Origin of the sequence: Lysinibacillus sp. NPDC097195 (genome assembly GCF_044762075.1) — a bacterium.
In the GTDB taxonomy this organism is placed as follows: Bacteria; Bacillota; Bacilli; order Bacillales_A; family Planococcaceae; genus Lysinibacillus.
Genome location: NZ_JBIWDP010000003.1, coordinates 215115 through 238124, shown reverse-complemented (window position 1 = coordinate 238124; position 23010 = coordinate 215115). Strand labels below are relative to the sequence as shown.

Here is a 23010-nt window from a genome sequence, read left to right as displayed (position 1 = left end):
CAACAAAACATAAGCCTTTATTAAGTAGTGCTCGACTGCTCAGAAGGGGATGTTGGCTGAGGAACACTTTTCTTTCCAAGAATCATCGTATAGTAGCTATGCAATAGCATACCGACAATGATAACGCCAAGTCCTGCAAGTGCAATCGGATCTGGAAACGCAATGCCGAGTAGTAGTACTTCACCAACAATGACAAATAGTATTTCCGTTGATTGGGTTGCCTCCACAGCAGCTAGTTTGCCTTGATGTTCACGAACGCGATCAGTTGCGATGAAAAATAGAATGGTCGCAATGACGCCTGAGCTAATACCGACTAGTAATGATTGTAACACTTGGTTTAATGAAGGTAGCCCAACGGTCAAAACGGCATACAAAGCCATGACAATCCATGCAGGCATCGATGCAACAGTCATACCTAGTACCCGTTGGAATGTATCAATGCGTCCTCCACAGATCTCCATCATTTTACGATTACCGAGGGGGTAAGCAAATGCTGCAATAACTACCGGTAAAATTCCTAATACTAGATTTTTCGATGTTACAGACTGTGCTTGTGGTATTTGAATAAGCAAAATCCCTACTAAAATAACACATGAAATAAGAAAGGAAATCAACGGAATTTTTTGACGCACTGTTTTTCCGGCGATTACTGACACAAATAGGGGAGCGAGTAGTACACCAGCAACAATTGTAAATTGCCATGTACCTGAAACGAGCCAGCCTGGACCGAACGCTGCTGCAAATGTAAGTGGTGCATAAAAGAGCACAAAGCCAACAAAGCTCCATAGTAGCCATGCTACAGGTTTATTTTTCATTTCTTTTGTAAGCTGTGAAAAGCCCTTACGATAAAAGACGATAACTAGTAAAAAAGGTAGCATGAAGAAGTAACGAAGTGATGCACTCCATAGCCAACTGCCACCTTGCAGTTCCATTGCATGATTAAAAATAAATGTTACCGCAAAAAATAGTGAAGCTATAATGCCTAATGCAATTTCTTTCATAATCCATCACCTAACTTTTATGTAATTCGAAAATTCAGTCATTAATATTGAGAATGAAAGCCAGTTTATCAATCTGTCCCCATTCTTTCGTAGTAAAGAAAAATCCGCGTAGACTCCTAAGAACAAGCAAATGCACCGATTTTAATGAATTGTGCTAGTCGTGCCTTATTCATCGGGAGCGAAGCGGATTTTAGCTTAAAGACTGTTTATAGCGTCTTTATTATTAATTTTTATCATTCGAAAGTAAATAAACTTACTTACCTTGTTGTTCAAATAGCTGCACGATTTCAATAATAACTTGTGTAGCTTTTTCCATTGTTTCGGCAGATACATATTCGTATTTACCATGCATGTTCTCGCCACCAGCAAAAATATTTGGTGTTGGTAAGCCCATGTAAGAAAGTTGTGAGCCGTCTGTACCGCCGCGGATAGGTAATGTATTTGGGGTAATATCTAATTTATCCATTGCTTGGCGTGCAATGTCTACAATTTCTTTTACAGGCTCAATTTTTTCACCCATATTATAGTATTGGTCTTCGATTGAAATTGTCAGTGCATCTTGGCCAAATTGTGCTTGAATTTTAGCAGCGGCATCACGCATTAATTGTTTTTTCGCCTCGAATTTTTGACGATCGTGGTCACGTACGATATAAGAAAGCTCAGTATGTTCAATAGCCCCTTTAAAGTCCATTAAATGAATAAAGCCTTCATACCCTTCTGTTTTCTCAGGTACCGCATCCGATGGCATTTCGTTTTGGAATGCAATAGCCATTGTAATAGAATTAACCATTTTATTTTTTGCCGAACCTGGGTGTACACTTGTGCCTTTTGTTGTCACTTTCACACCTGCAGCATTAAAGCTTTCGAATTGAAGCTCGCCTAATGGTCCGCCATCCATTGTATAAGCATAGTCAGCCCCGAATGCAGCGACATCAAATTTATGAGGTCCGCGCCCAATTTCTTCATCAGGTGTGAAAGCTACACGTAATTTGCCGTGCTTAATGGAAGGGTTATTAATTAAATATTCCATAGCCGTCATGATTTCAGCAATGCCTGCTTTATCGTCTGCACCAAGTAATGTCGTGCCGTCAGTCGTAATAAGTGTTTGTCCAACGTAATTTTTAAGTTCGGGGAACTCTTTTGGCGACATGACTAAATTTTCATTTAATCGAATGTCACCGCCATCGTAATGATCAATTCGTTGCGGATTAACATTTTTGCCTGTGAAATCAGTCGCTGTATCAACATGTGCTAGAAAGCCAATTGTTGGTACTTCTTTATCTGTATTTGCTTCAAGTGTTGCAAATAAATAGCCATTGTCATCTAAAGTAATGTCTGTTAAGCCAATTGCGGCAAGTTCATCCTTCAAAATATGCAATAAATCGAATTGCTTTTGAGTAGAAGGAGTTGTTTCGCTTGTGAAGTCTGATTGAGTATCGATTTTTGCGTAGCGAATTAATCGCTCGATTACTTGTTCTTTCATAGAATATATGGCCTCCTTTGTAGGTGTCTGGCACTCAAACAATTCAGAATTGTTTGAGTGCCAGGCACTTTCATTGTACCACTTTACTTCGGATTTCGGAATATTGAACAATGCTCAATGCAATAAGTATTTGCGCACTATAATACGTCAACATAATTACTTCGTGCGAGAAAGGTAGTGGCATAACAAATTTATTCACTGCTAAATACGAATCCGATGCGATAAACAAAATTGCGCCAACTATAGCGAATGCAGAACGGGTGCGAATGGCAGTCCAACCCATTGTTAAGATAATTGCAATATAGGCAAGAACGGCAAATGTAAGTATTGTTTCACCAGATTTAAAGACTGTGCTAGCAATCCATATAGCCATCATTACGCCATATAGAAGTAATAAAACTTTTGCCCAAGTTGGTACTGGCTGTTCATTAGTGCTTGAAAAAGCAAAGATATAAAAAATATGGCCTATTAAAAAGCTAGTAAGACCGATAAGGAACCATTGTAATGTGTAGTCTCCTATCATACAAAATACTAAGCCAATAACAATTAATAATTGATATTTTTTGATCGCCTGTACTTTTGGAATTGCTGCCATGATAATAATCAAAATCATCGGGATAATTTTGAAAATAAGTATTACTCTTTGGTCAATGTGTGAAAAGAAAAAAATATAATAAAGACCAAATAAGATGATAAATGCTAACAAAATTTTTCTAACCAAATTTTCAGCTCCTTTTCTTTGAAATTCTCTATTACTGCTTAAATTCCCTTTTTGATGACAAGTTCTTTTAACATCCTATTAATCAGTAAGCGTGAAGGCAATATCCGTTCAATTTATGTTTGAAACTTTTTCTCTATGTAACCGTAAATAAGAAAGACAGTAAGTGAGGAGAGGGTGAATAAAATGACTAAGCTATTAATAGCTTCTGCAGTCATTGCAATTATTGCGAGTGTATTGTTAACACCGCTCATAACAAAAAAGCGTGAAGATGGACAATCGAAGAAAGTAGTGGGCTACTTTTTTATCGCTGTGTTTGTTATCGGATTTATCGCATCGGGTATTGCGCTCTATGTGACAAAAATTGATGTTAACTGGCTTGTCTTTTGGCCGGTAATTATACTACTAACTTTATGTGGTGCATTTTTAGCAAGTGGTATTGAAAGAAAAATAAAAGGTCTTTTATTTTTAGCGAGCTTAGTAGTGGGGGTCTATGTATTATCCGCACCACTATGGAATGCTAACGAAAAATTTAAATCTGCGGAAATGAAAGAAGAGGTCGAGATTAAGCCGTTTGATGAAACGCAAACACCGGCGAGTGTCCCGCCTAAATTCGTCCGCAATAAAATGAAAAAGGCATTTGGGCAAGTACCAAATACAAGTTATTATGAGCTAGGACGTTTACAAATACAGAAGGTTAATGGCGAGTATGTTTATATCGCACCAGTGGAATTTTCAGGCTTCTTTAAATGGATGAACGGTAAGACGACACCAGGTTATTTTACAATGAGTGCCACAGACTCAGCGGACAATCCAAAATTTGTTGCACAGGAAATGAAATATGTCCCTTCAGCTTTTCTAAATGCTAACTTAGAACGTCACATGCGCTTACAGCATCCATTTCTTATTTTTTATGGCGATGTCCAACTGGAAATCGATGATGACGGTAAACCATACTACATCCGTTCATATGGAGAATTTATATCTGCTCGAAATGGCTTCGACGTAAAAGGTATTGTCCTTGTGGATGCCTTGACAGGTAAATCTGAAGTTGTGAAATTAGCCGATGTGCCAGCATTTATTGATGGTGCCGTTTCACCTGAGACAGTAAGTTTACAAAATAGTTATTATGGCAAATATGTTCATGGTTATTGGAATAGTATGTTTGGTAAAAAAGATGTCAAGTTGCCTTCTGATGAAGGGACCGAAGCAAATGTCAGTCCGATTTTCGATGAAGCGGGCGATATGTATTATTTCACAGACTTCACGAGTCCAAAAGAGGGCGTCGATTCTATGCTTGGTTACTCATTAACAAATGCCAGAACTGGTGAAGCAACCTATTACACAGGAAATAAAGATGAATCTTATATGGATTCACAAGGTAATTTGCAAATTATTGAAAAGAAATTTATTGAGAAAAAATGGGCTGGAGAAATGCCTGTTTTATATAATTTTTATGGAGAGGCGAGTTGGTTAACAGCAGTGCTAGATTCTAATGGCTTCTTACAAAATTACTTTATTGTTTCTGCCGCAAATCCTGAGATTTCAGCTTATGCTACAACACCAAAAGAAGCGTTAAAATTATATAAAACAGCGCTAACTCGTGGTGGCAGTACGGTCGATGGTAGTTCACATGCAGAACAGAAAAATGCAAGTGGAACAGTAGTGCGTGTCTATAAGGAACGCCTTGGAGACTTTACTGTAGTATCGTTTTTACTGAATAACGGTGAAAATTATTTAGTAAGTGCTGAAACTGAGCCTCTTGCTATTTACTTACAAGAAGGCGATGAAGTCATCCTCACGTATAATGAAACTGGAGAGCAATTCTTACCAGTACGCTCGCTTATCATTAAAGGTTTACAATAAAAACAAAAGACGATCAGCACAATGAATTCTATTGTCTTGATCGTCTTTTTTATATGTTTTGCTTCTCGATGTACCGAAGCATTTTTTCTTTATGGTTGGAAAAAAGTGTTGACGCATGTTCGTTTAATGCGAGAATTTCTTGCATATAGTCATGCAATAAATTAAGTTCATAGTCAAACGTAGAGGCTGATTGTTGTTCGATTATATATTCCAGTAAAAGAGCATGCAATACTACTACTTCAAGGTTTTGTGTATTCGTAACAAATTTCAAATTTAAAATGCTTGTATAGGAAACGAATTGATCGACATAGTCAATCGCGTCTTTGTATTGCGTAAGGTCAATATGTTGTTCAAGCCGTTTTCTTAAAAGTAAACAGTCATTGTTTAAGTCTTGGATTTTTAAAAATAAACCTCTTACGCTTCTCTTATGTTGTTGTTCTAGGGTACGAGCAAGATGCTTATTGACGTAGGACATGTTGACATAACTCCTTTCGAGATAAAGTCCTTCTATTAATATTAATGGAAATGTTGGAAAAGGGAAGTGTCTTTTCGTTTAATTTGTCCCTGAATTTAACATATAGAACAAGACGATAATACTAGTTTGTTAATAAAAAGCCATTTGTAATTTGAAAAAAATGGAGTTATTATCATACGATAGTAACTCCATTTTAATAATTCTATTTCCAGTTAAATCCTTTTTTAGCTAAGAAGCTATTGATATGAGGACGACGTTGTTCAATTAGGAAATCAGCCATTTGCTTCGTCCAGTTATCAATTTTACGATTGGAGGAACGACTATTATAATAGGCTTCCATCGTTTCATTGTAAGAAGGTAAAAGTTCCTCATACTTTGCTGTATTGTATTCATTTTCATGTAGGACGGCTGCAACTGGTAAACGAGGCTTCACCTCATTACGTCGAGCTGGAACACCGATTGTTAATCCGAACAATGGGAAAACATAATCAGGCAGATTAAATAATTCACTAATTTCTTCAGGCTTATTACGCACACCGCCGATATAACAAATGCCATATCCCATAGATTCAGCCGCAATTACAAAGTTTTGCGCAAATAATGCTACATCAGCAACACCAACGAGCACGTTCTCTGCAGAATCCGCAACTATATCAACGCCCTCTAATTTTCCTGCCATTTGCAGTCGTTTAAAATCTACACAAAAAACAAAAGCACCGCCCGACGTTTCGTATTGACGTGGATTTCCAGAAAGTAAGCCTAGTTGCTCTTTTTTCTCCTCGTCTGTTACCCAAATTACGCTATATGCTTGAACAAAGTGAGATGTAGCAGCCATTTGTGCAGTAGCAATTAAATCTTCGACAATCTCTTTAGATATTGGATTGCCATCATAAATACGAACAGAAGAGTGACTACGTAATAATTCTTTTACCATTTAAAAATCCCCTTTTACCCATTTTATAAAAAGCATAGCACGCTTTTTTTCTAAAATCGAATGATAGATTCCATCTAGAACGTTTCTTATCATTTAGCAAAGCATGAGACACAACTTTTAAAAAGCTATTCTTTCTTGTTTACGTAGTGCCGACAAAAAAGCACCGCCCTAGCAGATATCAACGGTATAGCAAAAAGTGTTAGAGTAATTGCCGTTATAGTAACAATGAAAAATACATCGTAAAGTAAATTATTTTGTTAGATATAGCTTAAATCTTCTGAATAGTGTAAAATTATGTATGGCGACAGGTTATTTATCTCCTGTTTTTTTACATTGGTTGGGTGTACCAATGGCAAGGGCAAATAATCTAGTTGAAGTAAATAAAAGTGGGATGGAGGAATAAGGAATGGATGAAAAGTTAGCAAAAAAGCTTCGTAATGAACAGTTACGAAACAAAGTTGTAACAGCAGAAGAAGCAGCATCTTGGATTAAGGACGGCATGGTACTTGGTATGAGTGGATTTACACGTGCGGGTGACGTAAAAGTGGTACCGCTTGCACTTGTAGAGAAAGCGAAAACAGAAAGCTTCAAAGTAGATGTATATACAGGTGCATCTCTTGGGCCAGAAGTTGACCAATACTTAGCAGAAGCTGGTGTTATTCGCAAGCGTAGCCCTTTCCAAGCTGATTCAGGTATTCGTAATAAGATTAATAGTGGAGACATCACATATGTGGATGCCCATTTATCACACAATGCGGAACTAGTACGTCAAGGTATTATTGGTCCTATTGATTTTGCGATTATTGAAGCTACTGCCATTACAGAAGACGGCTTATTAATTCCTACAACTTCAGTTGGTAACTCTCCGATTTTCGTGCAAGAAGCAGACCAAGTCATCATCGAACTAAACGTAGCTCAGCTTGATGCATTAGAAGGTGTGCATGATATATTTGTACCAGGACCTCAGGGTAAACGCGATCCAATTCCAATGCTAAAAGCGTCAGATCGTCTTGGCACAATTGGTATTCCACTAGATTTAGATAAAGTAAAAGGCATTGTCATTTCAGATATTTTAGATGCGCCATCGACAATTGTCCCTGCAGATGAAGAAACGGACATTATGGCAAGTCACCTACTGAATTTCTTGCGTGAAGAAATTAAAGTAGGTCGTTTAACTACGAGTTTACGACCAATACAATCAGGAGTAGGGTCAGTAGCAAATGCTGTATTACTAGGCTTCAAAGATTCTGAGTTTGAGAATTTAGAAGTGTATTCAGAAGTACTACAAGATGCAGTATTTGAATTAATGGATGCCGGAAAAGTAAGCTTTGCATCTGCTACTTCTATTACCCTATCTGAAGAAGTAGGAAACCGCGTTTATGGGAATTTTGAAAAATATGCTGATAAATTAGTATTACGCCCACAGGAAATCTCTAACTATCCTGAAATTATCCGCCGACTCGGCTTAATTTCGGTCAATACAGCACTTGAATTGGATATTTACGGAAATGTCAATTCAACACATGTTTCAGGTACGAAGATGATGAACGGTATTGGTGGTTCTGGTGATTTTGCTCGTAATGCAAGATTAGGTATTTTTGTAACGAAATCGTATGCAAAAGGCGGCAAAATTTCGAGTATCGTGCCGATGGTTTCGCATGTAGACCATACTGAACACGATGTCGATATTATCGTCACAGAGCAAGGCGTTGCAGATTTACGAGGCTTAGCACCTAAAGAGCGTGTAGGCCGTATTATTGATAACTGTGCGCATCCAGATTATAAAGAACAGTTATGGGCGTACTTTAACGAAGCGAATGAAGCGACAGGTGGACATCATACACCACATATTTTAGAAAAAGCACTTTCTTGGCATGTGAATTTAGCGAAGAACGGTACAATGCTAGATCCATCGTTTGCTAAATAATATATTAAAAAGAGTTAGATTGAGTGCTATCAATCTAACTCTTTTTGTTATGCGTTTGTTGTCCACTACGGCGATGCTTTCCGCGGGCACATAGTAAGCCGCAACCCTCGCTAACGCGCAAGGTGTCTGCGCTTACGTTGCGTGCGTTCTAAGCTGGAGTCTACGTGGATTTTTACTGGAGGTCATAAATACATGCCTAGCATGGAAATTGTTTTAGTGCCTGGCACCCATCTTAATTCATAACGATTTTTTAAAGGCAGATGTTACTTTCGGTTCGGTACCATTGAGTAGCCTTTTGATATTTTCGATATGCAAGATGAGTGCTAAGCATAACAGTAGAATTGAAATAATAGTTGGGCCAATGCCAGGTATCCATAAATAGGTCGCCATACAAAAAGCAAGATAAAACTCAAGCACTCCAATGATTAAATAGTTTGTTAGTAAAGATAAAATAACAAATAATATAAGTGCAATTAACGCGACTTTCCAATCGACGGCAAGTAAAATGCCAATAATGGATGCTGTCCCTTTGCCACCTTTGAAGCCCATATGAAAAGGGAAATTATGACCTAAAATAACACTAGCAGCCATTGTATAAATTAAGAGCCACATTTGTATATCAGTATAGTTTGAGGCATGTGTGGCAAGGTAGTTGAGGGCACAGAGTACGGCAAGGACCCCTTTACCAATATCAATTACTGCTACTAAAACCCCGTATTTCCAGCCGAGCGATAGGGTTGCATTGGAGGCACCGGCATTGCCATGCCCAGCCTTTTTTAAATCTACACCTGATAAAAATTGTGCCACTTTAGAGCCATGAATGCAGCCAATTAAATAACCAATAACAATCATAATAAAAAATATCATGGCTTTTTCCATTAACAAATGCTCCTTTCAATTTATAAGTTTAATATAGTATATGTGCTCTTATTACGTAATGGAGCAGACAGAAGTTTCAGAAAAAAATAATTTTTACTGTTGACAGAAAAAAAGTCTATGTTTATACTGTGTAACAACGATGGAAATTGAATCACATACTCTTATCAAGAGCGGCGGAGGGAATAGGCCCTATGATGCCCGGCAACCAGTGAGTGACGAACTTGCTAAGGTGCTAATTCCTACAGATTCTTACTTGGATCTGGCAGATAAGGGGAGGAAAACTTGCAACCGCAACCCTCTTCTTAACTGAAGAGGGTTTTTGTTTTCTACACATAAATCCTCCTCATCTCCGGTACCATCGTCAAAACCACTAAGGAGGAAGAAAACATGTCGAATTTCAAACCAGAAACATTACTATTACACGGTGGTCAAGAGCCTGACCCAGTGACAGGTTCTCGAACAGTACCAGTGTATCGTTCAACAGCTTTCGTATTTAAAGACACTGCTCATGCGCAACGTCTTTTCGCATTAGAAGAAGCGGGTAATATTTATACACGTATTACAAACCCGACTGTAGATGTATTTGAAAAACGCGTCGCTTTATTAGAAGGTGGTACAGCAGCAGTAGCACTTTCATCAGGTGCAGCAGCAATCGCATTTTCTATTTTAAATCTTGCAGGAGCAGGGGATGAAATCGTAGCAGCAAGCTCTTTATACGGAGGCACATATAACTTATTAGCAAATACACTACCAAACTACGGTATTAAAACGATTTTCGTAGATGAAACGAATCCTGAAAATTTCCGTTCAGCAATCAATGAGAATACAAAAGCAGTGTTCGCTGAAATTTATGGCAACCCGAGTTTAAAAGTGCTGGATGTTGAAGCAGTAGCAACAATTGCGCATGACAATGGTTTGCCGTTAATAATTGATAGCACATTTGCTTCACCATACGGAGCAACACCAATCGATTTCGGTGCAGATATCGTTGTACATTCAGCAACAAAATGGATTGGCGGTCATGGTACCACGTTAGGTGGCATCGTTGTAGATGCTGGGAAATTTGATTGGACTCAGGGAAGATTCCCTGGTTTTACAGAGCCAGATGCGTCTTATCATGGTTTACGTTACGGAATTGATACTGCAGCGGCTGCATTTGCCACAAAACTGCGTGTACAATTACTTCGTGACTTTGGACCAACATTAAGTGCAGATGCTGCATTTAACTTATTGCAAGGTTTAGAAACGCTTCATTTGCGAATTCCTAAACACAATGAAAATGCGTTAGCAGTTGCAGAGTATTTACGTAACCACCCATCTGTGGAATATGTAAATTATAATGGATTAGAGGATTTTGCTTCCCATGATTTAGCGAAGAAATATTTAAAAAATGGCTTCGGTTCAGTGCTTACATTTGGCATTAAAGGTGGCCGTGAAGCAGGGCGTCAATTAATAGACAACGTAAAATTATTTTCACACGTTGCAAACGTTGGCGATGCCAAATCATTAATTATTCACCCGGCATCTACAACACATCAACAATTATCTGCAGAGGAACTTATCCAAACTGGCGTTTCCGAGTCGCTCATTCGCTTATCAATCGGACTAGAAGCAGTAGAGGATATTATTGCAGATTTAGAGCAAGCTATCGCACAAGTAACAACTACTGAACAAACAGTAGAAGCATAAAAATAGAAATGGATGGTGTCGTAGCGTTAACGTATTTTCTCATTCGAAATGCCTCATTTGGTAATGCGTATAACGTTGCAACATTACTCATAGCCTCATTCGGCTATTGCTTTCATTAATACCAAGTAATTTTATAAGTTTTATTGACTTAGTGAATACCATGTTATATACTAGGAATTAAGTTAAATGTTCGCTCGGCTACCAACCTCGAACAAAGTGAAACCGTGTAATACACAAACGAACAAACATTTGTTTTCATAAGTGCTCCCCCACTTTTGAATAAAGGGAGTAGCTACATAGCCAGTAGTTACTCCCACTTAAAAAACTGATCGAAAAGGAGTGTTAGAAATGGGAAATGTCTATTGTGCACAAAATATAACTGCATATTTTATTTATGAATTAAATGAAAGTCAGCATTTTGTGAACAACATGTCCATTCAAAACTTACTTTCGACAGTTGAAATGAAATGGCAACAAACTTTTGGACATAGTGCTTTCAATGAAATTATCTATGCTAAAGAAGAAGGATTTATAGTAAAAGAAGTTTTTGAAGAGTATAAAGCTCACGGTTCAGATCATATTGTTCTTCCGGCAACAGAGTATTATTTGCAATATGGATCTTTTCAATTAATTGAACGCACTTATGCAGTACCAAACTTTACAGAAGAAGAAGTAAAGTTAGTGCAGTCAGTTTTAGCACAATATCGAGAGCGCTTATTTTTACAGGCAAGTTAACCTTCCCTTATATTATTTAGCTCATTCTCTACTGCTATAGGGAATGAGTTTTTTTATTATGTTACGCTAGACTTGTTAAATTAATTGAGACTTTTTAAAACAGCCATTCTATAAGGACTATCTTCATACATATATAATAGAAGAAAGGCAATTCATTTTTAGCTAAAAGAATCGTCAATAATTGTTCAAAAATTATAGATTTATGAAAAAAACGTATAATAAAGGCAATGAAACCGATTTCTTTTGCACGCCTAGGGAAAACAAATGTCCATCCTAGAAAGATTTTTCTTGTGCAATGTATTTGTTTGCGTTACAATTTTCTTTAGATTTGAATTTTGAATTATTTGAATATGTGCATGTAGGCACAGACTTTATATAGATAGAAAACTGGAGAAAAGTACGTTGGAGGGAATAACTAGTATGGCAACTATAAAGGCAGCGATCTTAGGATTTGGAACTGTTGGTCAAGGGATTTACCATATATTAAATGAAAAACGTGAAGAACTAAAACATAAATTAGGCATTGAATTAGAAGTAGCAAAAATTTTAGTAACCGATGCTAGTCGAGAACGTGTTCCAGGTACAGCACATTTAATGACAACGAGTATGGATGAGGTGTTAGCGGAACCTGGTATGCAAGTAGTATTTGAAGCCATTGTCAATGAAGAACCAGCTTTCGGTTATTTAAAGCGTGCGGTGGAACATAAATGTCACGTTATTACAGCTAACAAGGTGATGTTTGCGAAACGTGGCTTAGAGTTGCAAGAGCTGGCAAAGGCTAATGGTGTATTCGTTGGCTTTGAAGCAACAACTGCAGGTGGTGTACCTGTGATTAAAACGATGAAAAATATTTTGCTTGTCAATGATGTGAGTCGTATTCAAGGCATTTTAAATGGTACATCCAATTATATTTTAACGAAAATGCGTGCACAGGGCTGGTCTTTTGAAAAAGCCCTTAAAGAGGCACAGAACTTAGGTTATGCAGAAGCAGATCCATATAATGATATATCTGGTCAAGATGCCTTTAAGAAGCTAATGATTTTAAGTGCATTAGCATTTGGTGAGCAGCCGGATTGGGCAGACGTTGAAGTCATTGGCATTGATTGTATTTCAGCAGAGCAGGTCAAGGAAGCATGTGAAAAAGGCTTGCGTTACCGCCATGTAGCTGAAGTGGAGAAATTAGCGAATGGCAAAGTAGTAGCAAAAGTCGGCCCACTATTAGTAGACAAAGAGCATCCGTTATATCCAGTCGATGATGTCAATAATGCCGTCGCGCTAGAAACCAATTATATTGGTACATTAACATTGGTAGGACCAGGTGCAGGTATGTATCCAACGGCAAGTGTGATGGTCGAGGATTACGCTGAGATTATCGGTAAACGTGCTGGCTTTGTAGTAAGTATTTAGTTCATTAGGTGCCAGGCACTCAAACAATTCAAAATTGTTTGAGTGCCTGGCACTTTGAAGTTTAGTCTTCGTCTTTCACGTCGATATCTTCAGGAATAGGTGTATTACGCCATATTTCTATTTCTTCTTTTATCCGTTCTAATTGTTCAAAATAGGTGCTAAATTGTCCGCTATTGATGAGTATTTGATCACCATCGTAAATTGAACGGATGCGTCCTTCGTAGACAAGTCGTCGAACTTGTTCCTCTGGCATGCCAAGTTCAATGGCTGTTTCTTCAATTGTTTTATACATAATTGGTCGCTCCTTTTAATGTACTTATTATACCTTCTCTTTTATAGAAAACATAATAAGAGAAAGTAGATAGGGAATTGTTTGGTTTTGGATAAATCTGTATAGTTACTAGTGAAGGTGTTATAAGTAGGAGGGAATAAGCAATGGTCTATCCATATTTTTTTGTACTTCTAGCAGCTATTTTATGGGGCACGACAGGGACAGCCCAAACCTTTTTAGATAAAGATGTCTCCTCTATCAGCGTAGCAACTATTCGCTCCGCAATTGGTGGAGGATTACTATTAGTTATCGTTGTGTTGCTACGTAAAATATCTTTTCGCACATGGTCGTGGAAATGGACACTATTAGCAGCCGCAAGTATAGCCTTATTCCAAGGACTTTTTTTCACATCCATCCGTCTAACAGGTGTAGCGCTTGGAACGGTTGTGACAATAGGCAGTGCTCCTATGTTTGCGGGTGTAATAGAGTGGCTACTATGGAAAACACGTCCAACGAAAGTGTGGGGGATAGCCACGATTATGACCATTACAGGGTGTATTTTACTGTTCATCAATAATGAAGATGGCGCCATTCACATAGGAGGAATTGGGCTAGCTATCTGTGCAGGGGTATCTTTTGCCGTCTACACAAATATGAGTAAAAAACTAATGGCACAGCAGGAAGCATTACCTGCAGTGGCCATGACATTTTCAATTTGTGCACTTTTATTACTACCGTTTTCCATCAGCAGCGGTTTTAGCTGGTTAGCCGTTACCTCCAACTTGTGGACAATGCTTTTTATGGGCGTTATGTGTACAAGCATAGCGTATTTATTGTTTTTAAGTGGGCTTCAGAAAATTAACTCATCATCGGCTGTAACTTTGTCACTGGCAGAGCCATTAACTGCGGCTATGCTCGGTGTATTGCTCGTAGGGGAACATTTAAGTTTCACATCATGGTGTGGTGTAGCAATGTTACTTGGAGGTATTGTAGTATTGACATTTGCAGGCAGAAAAAATAGTACGAATGAAAAAATAAAAGCTTAAGAAATTCTTCATTTTTATCCTTGTTGGTTTTTAAGATTTTATATGTACACTATTAATTGAGAGCGAGGTGTATATCATGACGAAGTTAACAGTTCTTGTAACAGATGATGATCAAGATATTCGTGATGGTATTGAAATTTACTTAAAAAATGAAGGCTATCATGTCATTAAAGCAGCTGACGGTGTGGAAGCTCTTGAGAAGCTGGAACACAATGAAGTACATTTAATTATTTTAGATATTATGATGCCTAATATGGATGGCATTACGGCGACATTTAAAATTCGAGCAGAACGCAATATTCCAATTATAATGCTGAGTGCAAAAGCGGAAGATGGCGACAAGATTCATGGTTTATCCGTAGGAGCGGATGATTATGTTACGAAACCATTTCATCCTTTAGAGCTTTTGGCGCGTGTTAAATCACAATTGCGTCGTTATGTACAACTTGGGACGTACAATGACGGCACGGCAAAGGTCGAGATTGATGGTTTAGTGCTAGATGAAGATGCTAAGGAAGTTGTGTTAGAAGGTGAACCTGTTCGTTTAACGCCAATTGAATACAAAATTACAGAATTACTAATGAAAAATGCAGGGCGTGTTTTTTCGATTCGAGAAATTTATGAACGTGTTTGGAATGAGGAAGCTTATAATGCTGAAAATATTGTAGCGGTCCACATTCGAAAAATACGTGAAAAAATTGAAGCCGATCCGAAAAACCCACGTTACTTAAAGGTGGTATGGGGCGTTGGCTATAAAATGGAAAAATAAAATAGAGAAGTATATTACGATAGCAGGGTTTGTGGCAGGTGTAATCGGTCTCGTTTATTTCGGCATTTATGCATATCAACTTGTAAATGCCCGCTCCTCCGAAATGCTACAGTTTTTAGAAAAAATTTTTTAGAGGAGAGTCGAAAATATGAGGGAAAAATGGAAACCTCTACTAGCACTTATTTATTTAACATGGTTTATTTTCGGTATATTTACATTTTCTAAAATTGGCTATCAATATGTAGGAAAGTCATATTTCCAATCGACAAATTTCCAAAATGAATTAGAGGCTTTTCAAGCAGAACTAGGACCGCTAGTACTAAACGTACCTACTGCTGAAGAATTAAAAAGCAAGATTACAGTGACGGATAGTGAGATTGAAGAACACCGTAATTACTATGGTTCGTTAGGTACGCAAATCGACAATATAAAAAGTCAATATGAAGAGAAAATACAGGAAGCAGCAGATAATAATGCAGTAGAATTAAAGACAAAGCTTGAAAATGAACGAGATGCTAAAATAAAAGATATTACGAAAAACTTTGAAGATGATGAATATGTTCGAAAGAAAATTGTGGCGCAGAAAGGTGCGCTCGTCGATAAATATATAAAAGCTATAAAAGATGAATCGAAGGAATTTGGGAAGAGATATAAATATTGGTCTTATGAATTAACAAATACAGAAACAGAAGAAACATATCGTTCAGGTGACATTTCTGAAAGTAGTGTATACAAAAAATCTTTTATAAATCATCCACTAAGAACAGGAGTCATTAGTAATAATTCAAGCCATCTTTTATACGGCTCAGAAGTTTACCTTGAATCTGAACTATTGAATGAAACGACTGAATATACAGGAACGATTTCAATTTCTAAAAATGCTGCACAATCCGCAGAGGTGATGGCTGGTTATGATCAATTTAAACGCAATCAATATTTGTTTTCTGTTATTTGGCTAACATGTCTTATAGCAGCAGTATTTGTTTGGAAATGGCGTAAAGAATTGTTGCCGACAATAGGTTCCTTAAAGGAAAAAGAGACGCTAGCTAAGCTACGCATTGATGTCCAAATTGCGTTACTGTTCATTACAGGTTGTCTGTACTGGATGTCTTCATCGATTGCCTTTGAAACAATTGAATATACGTATCAATCCAATTATGTACGTTTTTTAACTGATTTTGTATTTATACTATTAGTTTTAATAATTATTAGTGTTGTGTTTTTCGTACAAGCCATTTGGTTGTATGAACGCGTAAATACAGTTGAAAAGTTAAGTGAAAATGTGAAAGATAGTTATTTATGGGGAATTGGAGAATCGATGACTGATTTATTTTTAAATCGTTCTATCGCACTACATTCCATTGTCTTGGTCGCAGCTGCCTTTTTTGGTGGAGGTAGTTTTGTTGCGAGTGTGGTGACAGGCGGAGGATTTCCGATTATGGTTTTCGGCATATGTACGATTGTCGGTATCCCAGCATTGGTAGTCTTCCTGTCAAAAATGGGCTATTTAAATCGCATTATGAAGGATACGAAAGATATGGCAGAAGGGCGTCTTAACCGTGATGTAAAAGTGAAGGGGAAATCCCCATTAGCAGCCCATGCGGAAAATCTGAATCATTTGCGTGAAGGTGTTCGTACATCGATGCATGAACAAGCGAAGAGTGAACGTTTAAAAACAGAGTTAATTACAAATGTTAGCCATGATTTACGCACGCCTTTAACATCGATTATTACGTATACAGATTTACTGAAAAATCCGGATATTACGGAAGAAGAGCGAAAGCAGTATATTCATATTCTCGATAAAAAATCCGACCGTTTAAAAGTACTGATTGAAGACCTTTTTGAAGTGTCCAAAATGGCGAGTGGTAATATTGAGCTTCATCGCAGCCGTGTGGATGTTACACAGCTCGTTCAGCAGGCGGTAGGGGAGCATGAAGAGGATTTATGTAAGGCGCGCTTAGATTTACGTATGTCGATGCCTCAAGATGCTATTTACGCTTATGTAGATGGACAAAAGTGGTGGCGATTAATCGATAATTTAATCGTCAATGTATTGAAATATGCGTTAGAAGGTACACGGGTTTACGTTACGCTGAAAAGAACGACGAACGGTGATGCTGAATTTACGGTAAAAAATGTGGCAAAATATGAAATAAGCGAAAATGCTGATGAGTTATTTGAGCGCTTTAAGAGAGCAGATGCTTCACGTCATACAGAAGGCTCAGGGCTAGGATTAGCCATCGCCCAATCCATTGTAGACTTACATGGTGCACGTATGAGCATAGAAGTAGACGGCGATTTGTTCAAAGTCATTGTGCGTATACCGGCAGTGTAAAAGGCAAGAGGCCGGTACAAAGAGATAAGTGTTAGATTGATTGCCATCAATCTAACACTTTTTCTATGCCGTTGTTGTCCGCTACAGCGGGCACGTCGTAAGACGCAACCCTCGCTGACGCGCGGGCTGTTGCGTCTTACGTACTGTGCTGCTGTTCCCGCAGGAGTCGCCGCCTCCGCTACCAACACTAACAATGCTTTATAACCCTATATTTTTTGCAATAATCATTTTCATCACTTCATTTGTACCTGCGTAGATGGACATTACCGGTATATCACGATAACGTCTGGCAATTTTATATTCCTCCATATAGCCATAACCACCGTGCAACTGCATGCATTGGGCAGATATATCCCGAGCATTTTCCGTAATCCAATATTTCGCCATCGAAACTTTTGTCACAACGTTCTTACCTTCAATATGCTCTTCGATTAATGATTCTAAAAAAGTTTTCCCAAGCTCTACTTTAGTCGCCATTTCGGCAATTTTAAATTGTGTATGTTGGAAATCACTAATGGATTTCCCGAAAGCTTGACGAGACTTCACATAATCGATTGTTAAAGCGAGCATATCTTCCGCCGCTGATTGAGCCGCAATGGCTACAGCTAAGCGTTCTTGTTGGAGTTTTTCCATCATATAGGAAAAGCCTTTACCTTCTTCCCCTAGTAAATTTTCTACTGGAACACGACAATCTTCAAAAAATAGTTCTGCTGTATCTTGCGCATGCATGCCCACTTTTTCCAGTTTGCGCCCCTTTGTAAAACCTGCTGTACCTTCCTCAATAACGAGCAGGCTAATACCCCGATGCTTTTTCTCAGCATGAAGGTTCGTTTTTACTGCAACAACGACTAGATTACCCTGAATACCATTTGTAATAAATGTCTTTTGTCCATTAACAATATAATGATTCCCTTCTCGTATTGCCGTCGTTTGGATATTGGCTAAATCTGAGCCCGCCCCTGGCTCCGTCATAGCAATGGCTGTAATCGTTTCTCCAGTTACACATTTGGGGAGCCAACGTGTTTTTTGTGCATCTGTACCATAGGACTCAATATACGGGACAACAATATCATTATGCAAACCGACACCGATCAGGCTTGAACCTATACGTTCCAGTTCTTCTTGGATAATGACACTAAAGCTAAAATCTAAGCCAAGTCCACCATATTGTTCTTCTACTTGCGGACATAAATATCCTAATTGACCAAGTTTACGCCAAAAATCAAGTGGAATAAGACCGTCCTTTTCCCATTGATTATATTGGACCTCAGCTTCATCAGCTAAAAACTTACGCAATGTTTTACGGAAAAGCTCATGTTCTGTTGATTCAAATTTATACTTAGCCACTTGCATATACCTCCCTTATTTTGCTTTTTTATTAATTAATTTACTATTGATATTAAATGTTACTGGAATATGATGTGAAATTAAAGTGCTTTTAAAAATACGTGACGGATAATGTAATGCTATAATCACTATGAATATACGAAAGAAGAGGACCAGTATATGGCAAAAATTAGTATAGGCGTTCTTATTGTAGGTATATATAGTGCTTTAACTTTTTATTTAGGGTGGAGCTTAAAGCAATGGCTTGAAGCGATGAAGTGGTTTCACTTTCCAGTTCTGTATTGGCTAGTGCTGTTTATTATTTCTTTTAGCGTTATTATAGGAAGAATACATGAGTCACTACGATTGTTTTCAGTGATAGGGAATTACTGGATGTTCATATTTGAATATGGCTTACTGCTATGTGTGACAGCACAAATTGTACTGTGGCTAACGCCGTTGAACAATATTCGGCTAGTTGGCAGTGTAGCCCTTATTGTATTTTTCATATTGGGGATTGTCGGTTCATATTTGGCCTATTCTCCAGTCGTGCGCCAGTTAAATATTACGATGGATAAAAAGGATAGCGAGCTATCGTCGATGCGAGTTGTTGTGGCTTCCGATTTCCATTTAGGTGTGCTATCAAATAAAAAACATTTACAACGTTTTGTTCATTTAGCAAATGAAGCAAAACCGGATGTTGTTTTTTTAGCCGGAGATATTGTTGAGCATGATCCAAAATGGTTTGTGCAAGATGGTATGGCAGATGTCATGAAACAGCTCAAAGCTACTTATGGTGTATATGGTGTACTTGGCAATCACGAATATTATGGAAAGAAAATTCCTGCATTTGTAGAGGAAATGAAAAAAGCCGGTGTGGAAATTTTACGTGATGAAACAATTCTAATTGACAATGCGTTTATAATAACAGGCCAAGAAGATATTACGAATAAAGAAAGGCTCCAACTCGCTGACTTGAAATTGAACGACCAATTGCCTTGGTTTGTGATGAATCATACGCCAAATGATTTAATAACACCAGCGCAAGTAGGAGTAGACCTTCATCTATCTGGACATACGCATAGAGGACAACTATGGCCTAATCAGTTTATTACGGCACGTGTTTTTGAGCTAGATTATGGTTATAAGAAGAAGGGACAAATGCATACACTTGTTTCATCGGGCTTTGGTTTTTGGGGGCCACCAATGCGCATAGGCAGCCGTTCAGAGTTATGGGTCGTTGATATTACTTTTCAGTAAAAGAGGTAGTATAAGAAAAAAGAGTAGCTTATAATAGGTTGGTGCATTCTTAAACAAACCCGCGCTACGTAGGTTGATGTTCGCCCTAATCAACTGTAGGTCGGAGGAAATGGAATCACATTATTATTAGGTTAATGCTGTTTTCCCCACAGAAAGCAAATGTAGAATAACGTTAAAGGTAAGGTGACATTGTGGATATAATTGAATTATTAAAGGCACTAATTTTGGGCTTTGTCGAAGGAATGACAGAGTTTGCACCTGTATCGTCTACAGGTCATATGATCATTGTGGATGATATGTGGTTAAAGACAGAGGAGTTTTTAGGGAAGTATCCAGCTAATACATTTAAAATCGTTGTACAGCTAGGATCAATCTTAGCAGTCATCGTGGTAATGTGGAAGCGTATGCTAAGCTTAGTTGGCTTATATAATATTGATGGACAATCGAGGTCAATGAAAGGTCGCTTCAACTTAATGCATGTCATTGTCGGCATGCTGCCAGCAGTTATCCTAGGTTTTGCATTTAAAGACTTTATTGACGATCATTTATTTAAAGTAGAGCATGTTATCTATGCATTAGTTGCTGGAGCCATTTTAATGATTGCAGCCGATAAATTTGCACCAAGAAGACCTAAAGTGGACTCATTAGATGATATTTCTTATGGCATGGCATTTAAAGTTGGCTTAGTGCAATGTTTATCATTATGGCCGGGATTCTCTCGTTCAGGTGCAACAATTTCAGGTGGCGTTCTTTTTGGCATTAGTCACCGTGTAGCTGCTGATTTTACATTTATTATGGCTGTACCAATTATGGCAGGTGCCAGCCTTGTATCAGTATTGAAAAACTGGGATACGCTTTCAATGGATTATTTAGGATTTTATGTAGTCGGTTTTATTAGTTCATTTATTTTCGCATTACTATCTATTAAGTTTTTCTTAGCACTGATCTCCAAAGTAAAACTAATGCCATTTGCAATCTATCGTTTGGTATTAGCGGCTATTCTAAGTATTATCATTTTTATGTAAACGAAAAAAGTCACTCAATTGTCACAACAATGAGTGGCTTTTTTGTTGGAATATAGAGCGATCTTCCTTGATATAGAACATGAAAATATTATAGCTATCTAAATGATAACAAATAAAAAACTAATTTATAGGTATTTATAATTACATATTAGGCATTGTGAGTGTCATTTGGTAGTGTTGTAGATAATTCTTACTGAACTATTGTAACTAGTATTACAAAAACTCTATAATCATATAGAGAAAGGACATCTTCCTTTTTCTGATAATTGATTTTTAGCAAACAAAAAAGAATCACACAATAATGGGGTGGAAAGATGTTTCAATTTAGGAATAGACCTAAGCAAAATTCAATTGCTATAAATGATGTGTCAAATACAGGTGTAATTTTACAAGATCAGGAACGTCTGTTACAGTTGCATCTAGTCAATCTCACGCAAGAAGATTTACAGTTAATAAAAAGTTTAAAGCCATATGTAGAGCAACATGTTGTGGAAGTTGTTGAAACATTTTATAACGCTGTAGAAAGTGTTCCTTCTTTACAAGAGGTTATTCAAAAGCACAGTTCTAGTGAGCGTCTTCGCCAAACACTACGTCACCATATTATTGAAATGTTCGAAGGGCGAATAGATGATGCTTTTATAGAAAAACGGCGTAGTGTAGGAAAGATGCATGTGAAAATTAATTTATATCCAAAGTGGTATTTAGCATCTTTCCAAAATTTAGAAAAATCTTTACTTAAAATTGTATATAATTTACAACTATCGAAAAGTGAAGAGGAAAAGTATTGTGATGCTATTAGTAAAATTTGTAATTTCGAACAACAAATTGTTCTAGAGGAATATAACAATTACTCAAACTCTTTAGTAGAGGAGCAAAGAAAAAGTGTGCGGGCACATATAAAGGGGATTGTCGGTGGGGTTTCGACGCAATTAGAGGCGCAATCCCATGAAACAAATGAGTCCGTTATGGAGCTTATATCCAGTACAAAGCAAGTAAATGCTTATTTAAAAGAAAGTATTGATGAAGCAAAAACGATGCAAAAGGTTTCATCGGAAGGCTATTCGAAAATTGTCTTATTAAATGAGCAAACAGGAAAAATTAATGACAAGACAGCTGAGATGGCGATGATGGTGGAGGAGTTAAACGATTCTTCCTCAAAAATTAATAAAGTAATTGAAATGGTAAAAAATATTTCGGGTCAGACAAATTTGCTAGCATTAAATTCAGCTATTGAAGCTGCAAGAGCAGGGGAACATGGAAAAGGATTTGCAATCGTGGCAGATGAGGTACGGAAACTAGCAGACCAAACGAAAGGATCTGTGGAACAAATTGCGGATTTAATCGGTATGTCTAATGGCATTACGAAACATGTTGTACAAGCGATTCAAGAAATTCAAGAACTAGTCAATAAGAGTATTGAACAAAATTTAAATTCATTACAAGCATTTGATGCTATATCGGGCTCCGTAGAGGGTTCTATCGTTAATTTTCAAAATGTCGGTAGTCAAATAACAGAGTTGGCGAATATTATTGAATCCATTGGTGAATCTTCTGAGGAATTAGAACGTGCCGCAAGTCGTCTTGATGCGACGATTAAAGATTTTTAACAAAGATGTTTGCCAAGAGTTAAGTCTCTTAACAATGAACATCAGCAAAGCTGACGACTCTGGCGATTTCCAGTGGGGAGCAGAAAGCACCTACTATTGCGGACAGCTATAAAACGCTAGGATGGTAGCGGAGGGCGGTGACTCTTGCTCAATACGCACAACATGTAAGACGCGGGTACCTCACGCGCAATAGCGAGGGTTGCGTCTAAGATGTGCCCCCGGAAAGCGCCCGCCCGTAGTGGTCACTCCTGCTC

At 37.8% G+C, this 23010-nt stretch carries 20 protein-coding genes and 1 riboswitch; of the genes, 12 read left to right on the top strand and 8 right to left on the bottom strand.

All coding sequences use genetic code 11. The annotated features are described in order from the left end of the window. Window positions 1-20: 20 nt before the first annotated feature. The 3 genes from ACIQXI_RS16370 to ACIQXI_RS16360 all read right to left on the bottom strand — a co-directional run bounded on the left by ACIQXI_RS16370 (window position 21) and on the right by ACIQXI_RS16360 (window position 3205). Window positions 21-1001, bottom strand: a complete 981-nt coding sequence (locus ACIQXI_RS16370; protein WP_402927006.1) for a DMT family transporter — start codon at window positions 999-1001, stop codon at window positions 21-23. 253 nt (window positions 1002-1254) lie between these two features. Continuing rightward, window positions 1255-2484 (bottom strand): peptidase T, encoded by a 1230-nt coding sequence (gene pepT, locus ACIQXI_RS16365; protein ID WP_402927003.1) that lies wholly within the window; start codon window positions 2482-2484, stop codon window positions 1255-1257. Window positions 2485-2554: 70 nt separating this feature from the next. Next, entirely contained in the window at window positions 2555-3205 is a 651-nt protein-coding gene (locus tag ACIQXI_RS16360) for a lysoplasmalogenase (protein WP_402927000.1), read from the bottom strand. A 183-nt stretch (window positions 3206-3388) separates the two neighbouring features. On the opposite strand from ACIQXI_RS16360, the gene ACIQXI_RS16355 reads away from it, so the two are divergent. Continuing rightward, window positions 3389-5068, top strand: coding sequence for a hypothetical protein (locus tag ACIQXI_RS16355; protein ID WP_402926998.1), 1680 nt, complete (start codon window positions 3389-3391; stop codon window positions 5066-5068). Window positions 5069-5117: 49 nt separating this feature from the next. On the opposite strand, the gene ACIQXI_RS16350 is transcribed toward ACIQXI_RS16355, so the two are convergent. Next, window positions 5118-5543 (bottom strand): hypothetical protein, encoded by a 426-nt coding sequence (locus tag ACIQXI_RS16350; RefSeq protein WP_402926996.1) that lies wholly within the window; start codon window positions 5541-5543, stop codon window positions 5118-5120. Between the two features lie 202 nt (window positions 5544-5745). Next, entirely contained in the window at window positions 5746-6477 is a 732-nt protein-coding gene (gene chrR / locus ACIQXI_RS16345; protein WP_402926994.1) for a class II chromate reductase ChrR, read from the bottom strand. A gap of 406 nt (window positions 6478-6883) precedes the next feature. On the opposite strand from chrR, the gene scpC reads away from it, so the two are divergent. Beyond that, complete coding sequence (gene scpC, locus ACIQXI_RS16340) at window positions 6884-8404, top strand: succinyl-CoA:acetate CoA-transferase ScpC (protein WP_402926992.1); 1521 nt, start codon at window positions 6884-6886, stop codon at window positions 8402-8404. A gap of 237 nt (window positions 8405-8641) precedes the next feature. Here scpC and ACIQXI_RS16335 read toward each other — a convergent pair whose 3' ends face one another. Then, a complete protein-coding gene (locus tag ACIQXI_RS16335; protein ID WP_402926990.1) occupies window positions 8642-9283 on the bottom strand; it encodes a glycerol-3-phosphate acyltransferase in 642 nt (213 codons plus the stop codon). A 158-nt stretch (window positions 9284-9441) separates the two neighbouring features. Beyond that, window positions 9442-9556: riboswitch (SAM riboswitch) on the top strand. A gap of 114 nt (window positions 9557-9670) precedes the next feature. Here ACIQXI_RS16335 and ACIQXI_RS16330 point away from each other — a divergent pair. The 3 genes from ACIQXI_RS16330 (at window position 9671) to ACIQXI_RS16320 (ending at window position 13114) form a co-directional block, all read left to right on the top strand. Beyond that, on the top strand, window positions 9671-10972 hold the full coding sequence (locus tag ACIQXI_RS16330) for an O-acetylhomoserine aminocarboxypropyltransferase/cysteine synthase family protein (protein WP_402926988.1): 1302 nt from the start codon (window positions 9671-9673) through the stop codon (window positions 10970-10972). 348 nt (window positions 10973-11320) lie between these two features. Next, window positions 11321-11707: a hypothetical protein gene (locus ACIQXI_RS16325; RefSeq protein WP_402926985.1), complete on the top strand. Its 387-nt coding sequence runs from the start codon at window positions 11321-11323 to the stop codon at window positions 11705-11707. A gap of 420 nt (window positions 11708-12127) precedes the next feature. Further along, window positions 12128-13114, top strand: a complete 987-nt coding sequence (locus ACIQXI_RS16320) for a homoserine dehydrogenase (RefSeq protein WP_402926983.1) — start codon at window positions 12128-12130, stop codon at window positions 13112-13114. A gap of 61 nt (window positions 13115-13175) precedes the next feature. Here the strand turns inward: ACIQXI_RS16320 and ACIQXI_RS16315 are convergent, their stop codons facing one another. Next, window positions 13176-13406 carry a MerR family transcriptional regulator gene (locus ACIQXI_RS16315; RefSeq protein ID WP_402926981.1) on the bottom strand — a complete coding sequence of 77 codons (231 nt, stop codon included), beginning with the start codon at window positions 13404-13406 and terminating at the stop codon, window positions 13176-13178. 143 nt (window positions 13407-13549) lie between these two features. Here ACIQXI_RS16315 and ACIQXI_RS16310 point away from each other — a divergent pair, with 143 nt between their 5' ends. The 4 genes from ACIQXI_RS16310 to ACIQXI_RS16295 all read left to right on the top strand — a co-directional run bounded on the left by ACIQXI_RS16310 (window position 13550) and on the right by ACIQXI_RS16295 (window position 17538). Next, a complete protein-coding gene (locus ACIQXI_RS16310; protein ID WP_402926979.1) occupies window positions 13550-14431 on the top strand; it encodes a DMT family transporter in 882 nt (293 codons plus the stop codon). 76 nt (window positions 14432-14507) lie between these two features. Continuing rightward, window positions 14508-15200 carry a response regulator transcription factor gene (locus ACIQXI_RS16305; protein WP_402926976.1) on the top strand — a complete coding sequence of 231 codons (693 nt, stop codon included), beginning with the start codon at window positions 14508-14510 and terminating at the stop codon, window positions 15198-15200. Next, window positions 15178-15333, top strand: coding sequence for a hypothetical protein (locus tag ACIQXI_RS16300; protein ID WP_402926974.1), 156 nt, complete (start codon window positions 15178-15180; stop codon window positions 15331-15333). Before ACIQXI_RS16305 ends, ACIQXI_RS16300 begins: the two co-directional genes overlap by 23 nt. A 15-nt stretch (window positions 15334-15348) precedes the next feature. Beyond that, window positions 15349-17538, top strand: coding sequence for a histidine kinase dimerization/phospho-acceptor domain-containing protein (locus ACIQXI_RS16295; protein WP_402926971.1), 2190 nt, complete (start codon window positions 15349-15351; stop codon window positions 17536-17538). 198 nt (window positions 17539-17736) lie between these two features. On the opposite strand, the gene ACIQXI_RS16290 is transcribed toward ACIQXI_RS16295, so the two are convergent. Beyond that, on the bottom strand, window positions 17737-18885 hold the full coding sequence (locus ACIQXI_RS16290) for an acyl-CoA dehydrogenase family protein (protein WP_402926969.1): 1149 nt from the start codon (window positions 18883-18885) through the stop codon (window positions 17737-17739). A gap of 159 nt (window positions 18886-19044) precedes the next feature. On the opposite strand from ACIQXI_RS16290, the gene ACIQXI_RS16285 reads away from it, so the two are divergent. The 3 genes from ACIQXI_RS16285 (at window position 19045) to ACIQXI_RS16275 (ending at window position 22756) form a co-directional block, all read left to right on the top strand. Next, entirely contained in the window at window positions 19045-20124 is a 1080-nt protein-coding gene (locus tag ACIQXI_RS16285) for a metallophosphoesterase (protein WP_402926966.1), read from the top strand. Window positions 20125-20315: 191 nt separating this feature from the next. After that, on the top strand, window positions 20316-21149 hold the full coding sequence (locus tag ACIQXI_RS16280) for an undecaprenyl-diphosphate phosphatase (protein ID WP_402926964.1): 834 nt from the start codon (window positions 20316-20318) through the stop codon (window positions 21147-21149). 314 nt (window positions 21150-21463) lie between these two features. Then, window positions 21464-22756, top strand: a complete 1293-nt coding sequence (locus ACIQXI_RS16275; RefSeq protein WP_402926961.1) for a protoglobin domain-containing protein — start codon at window positions 21464-21466, stop codon at window positions 22754-22756. Window positions 22757-23010 lie beyond the last annotated feature (254 nt).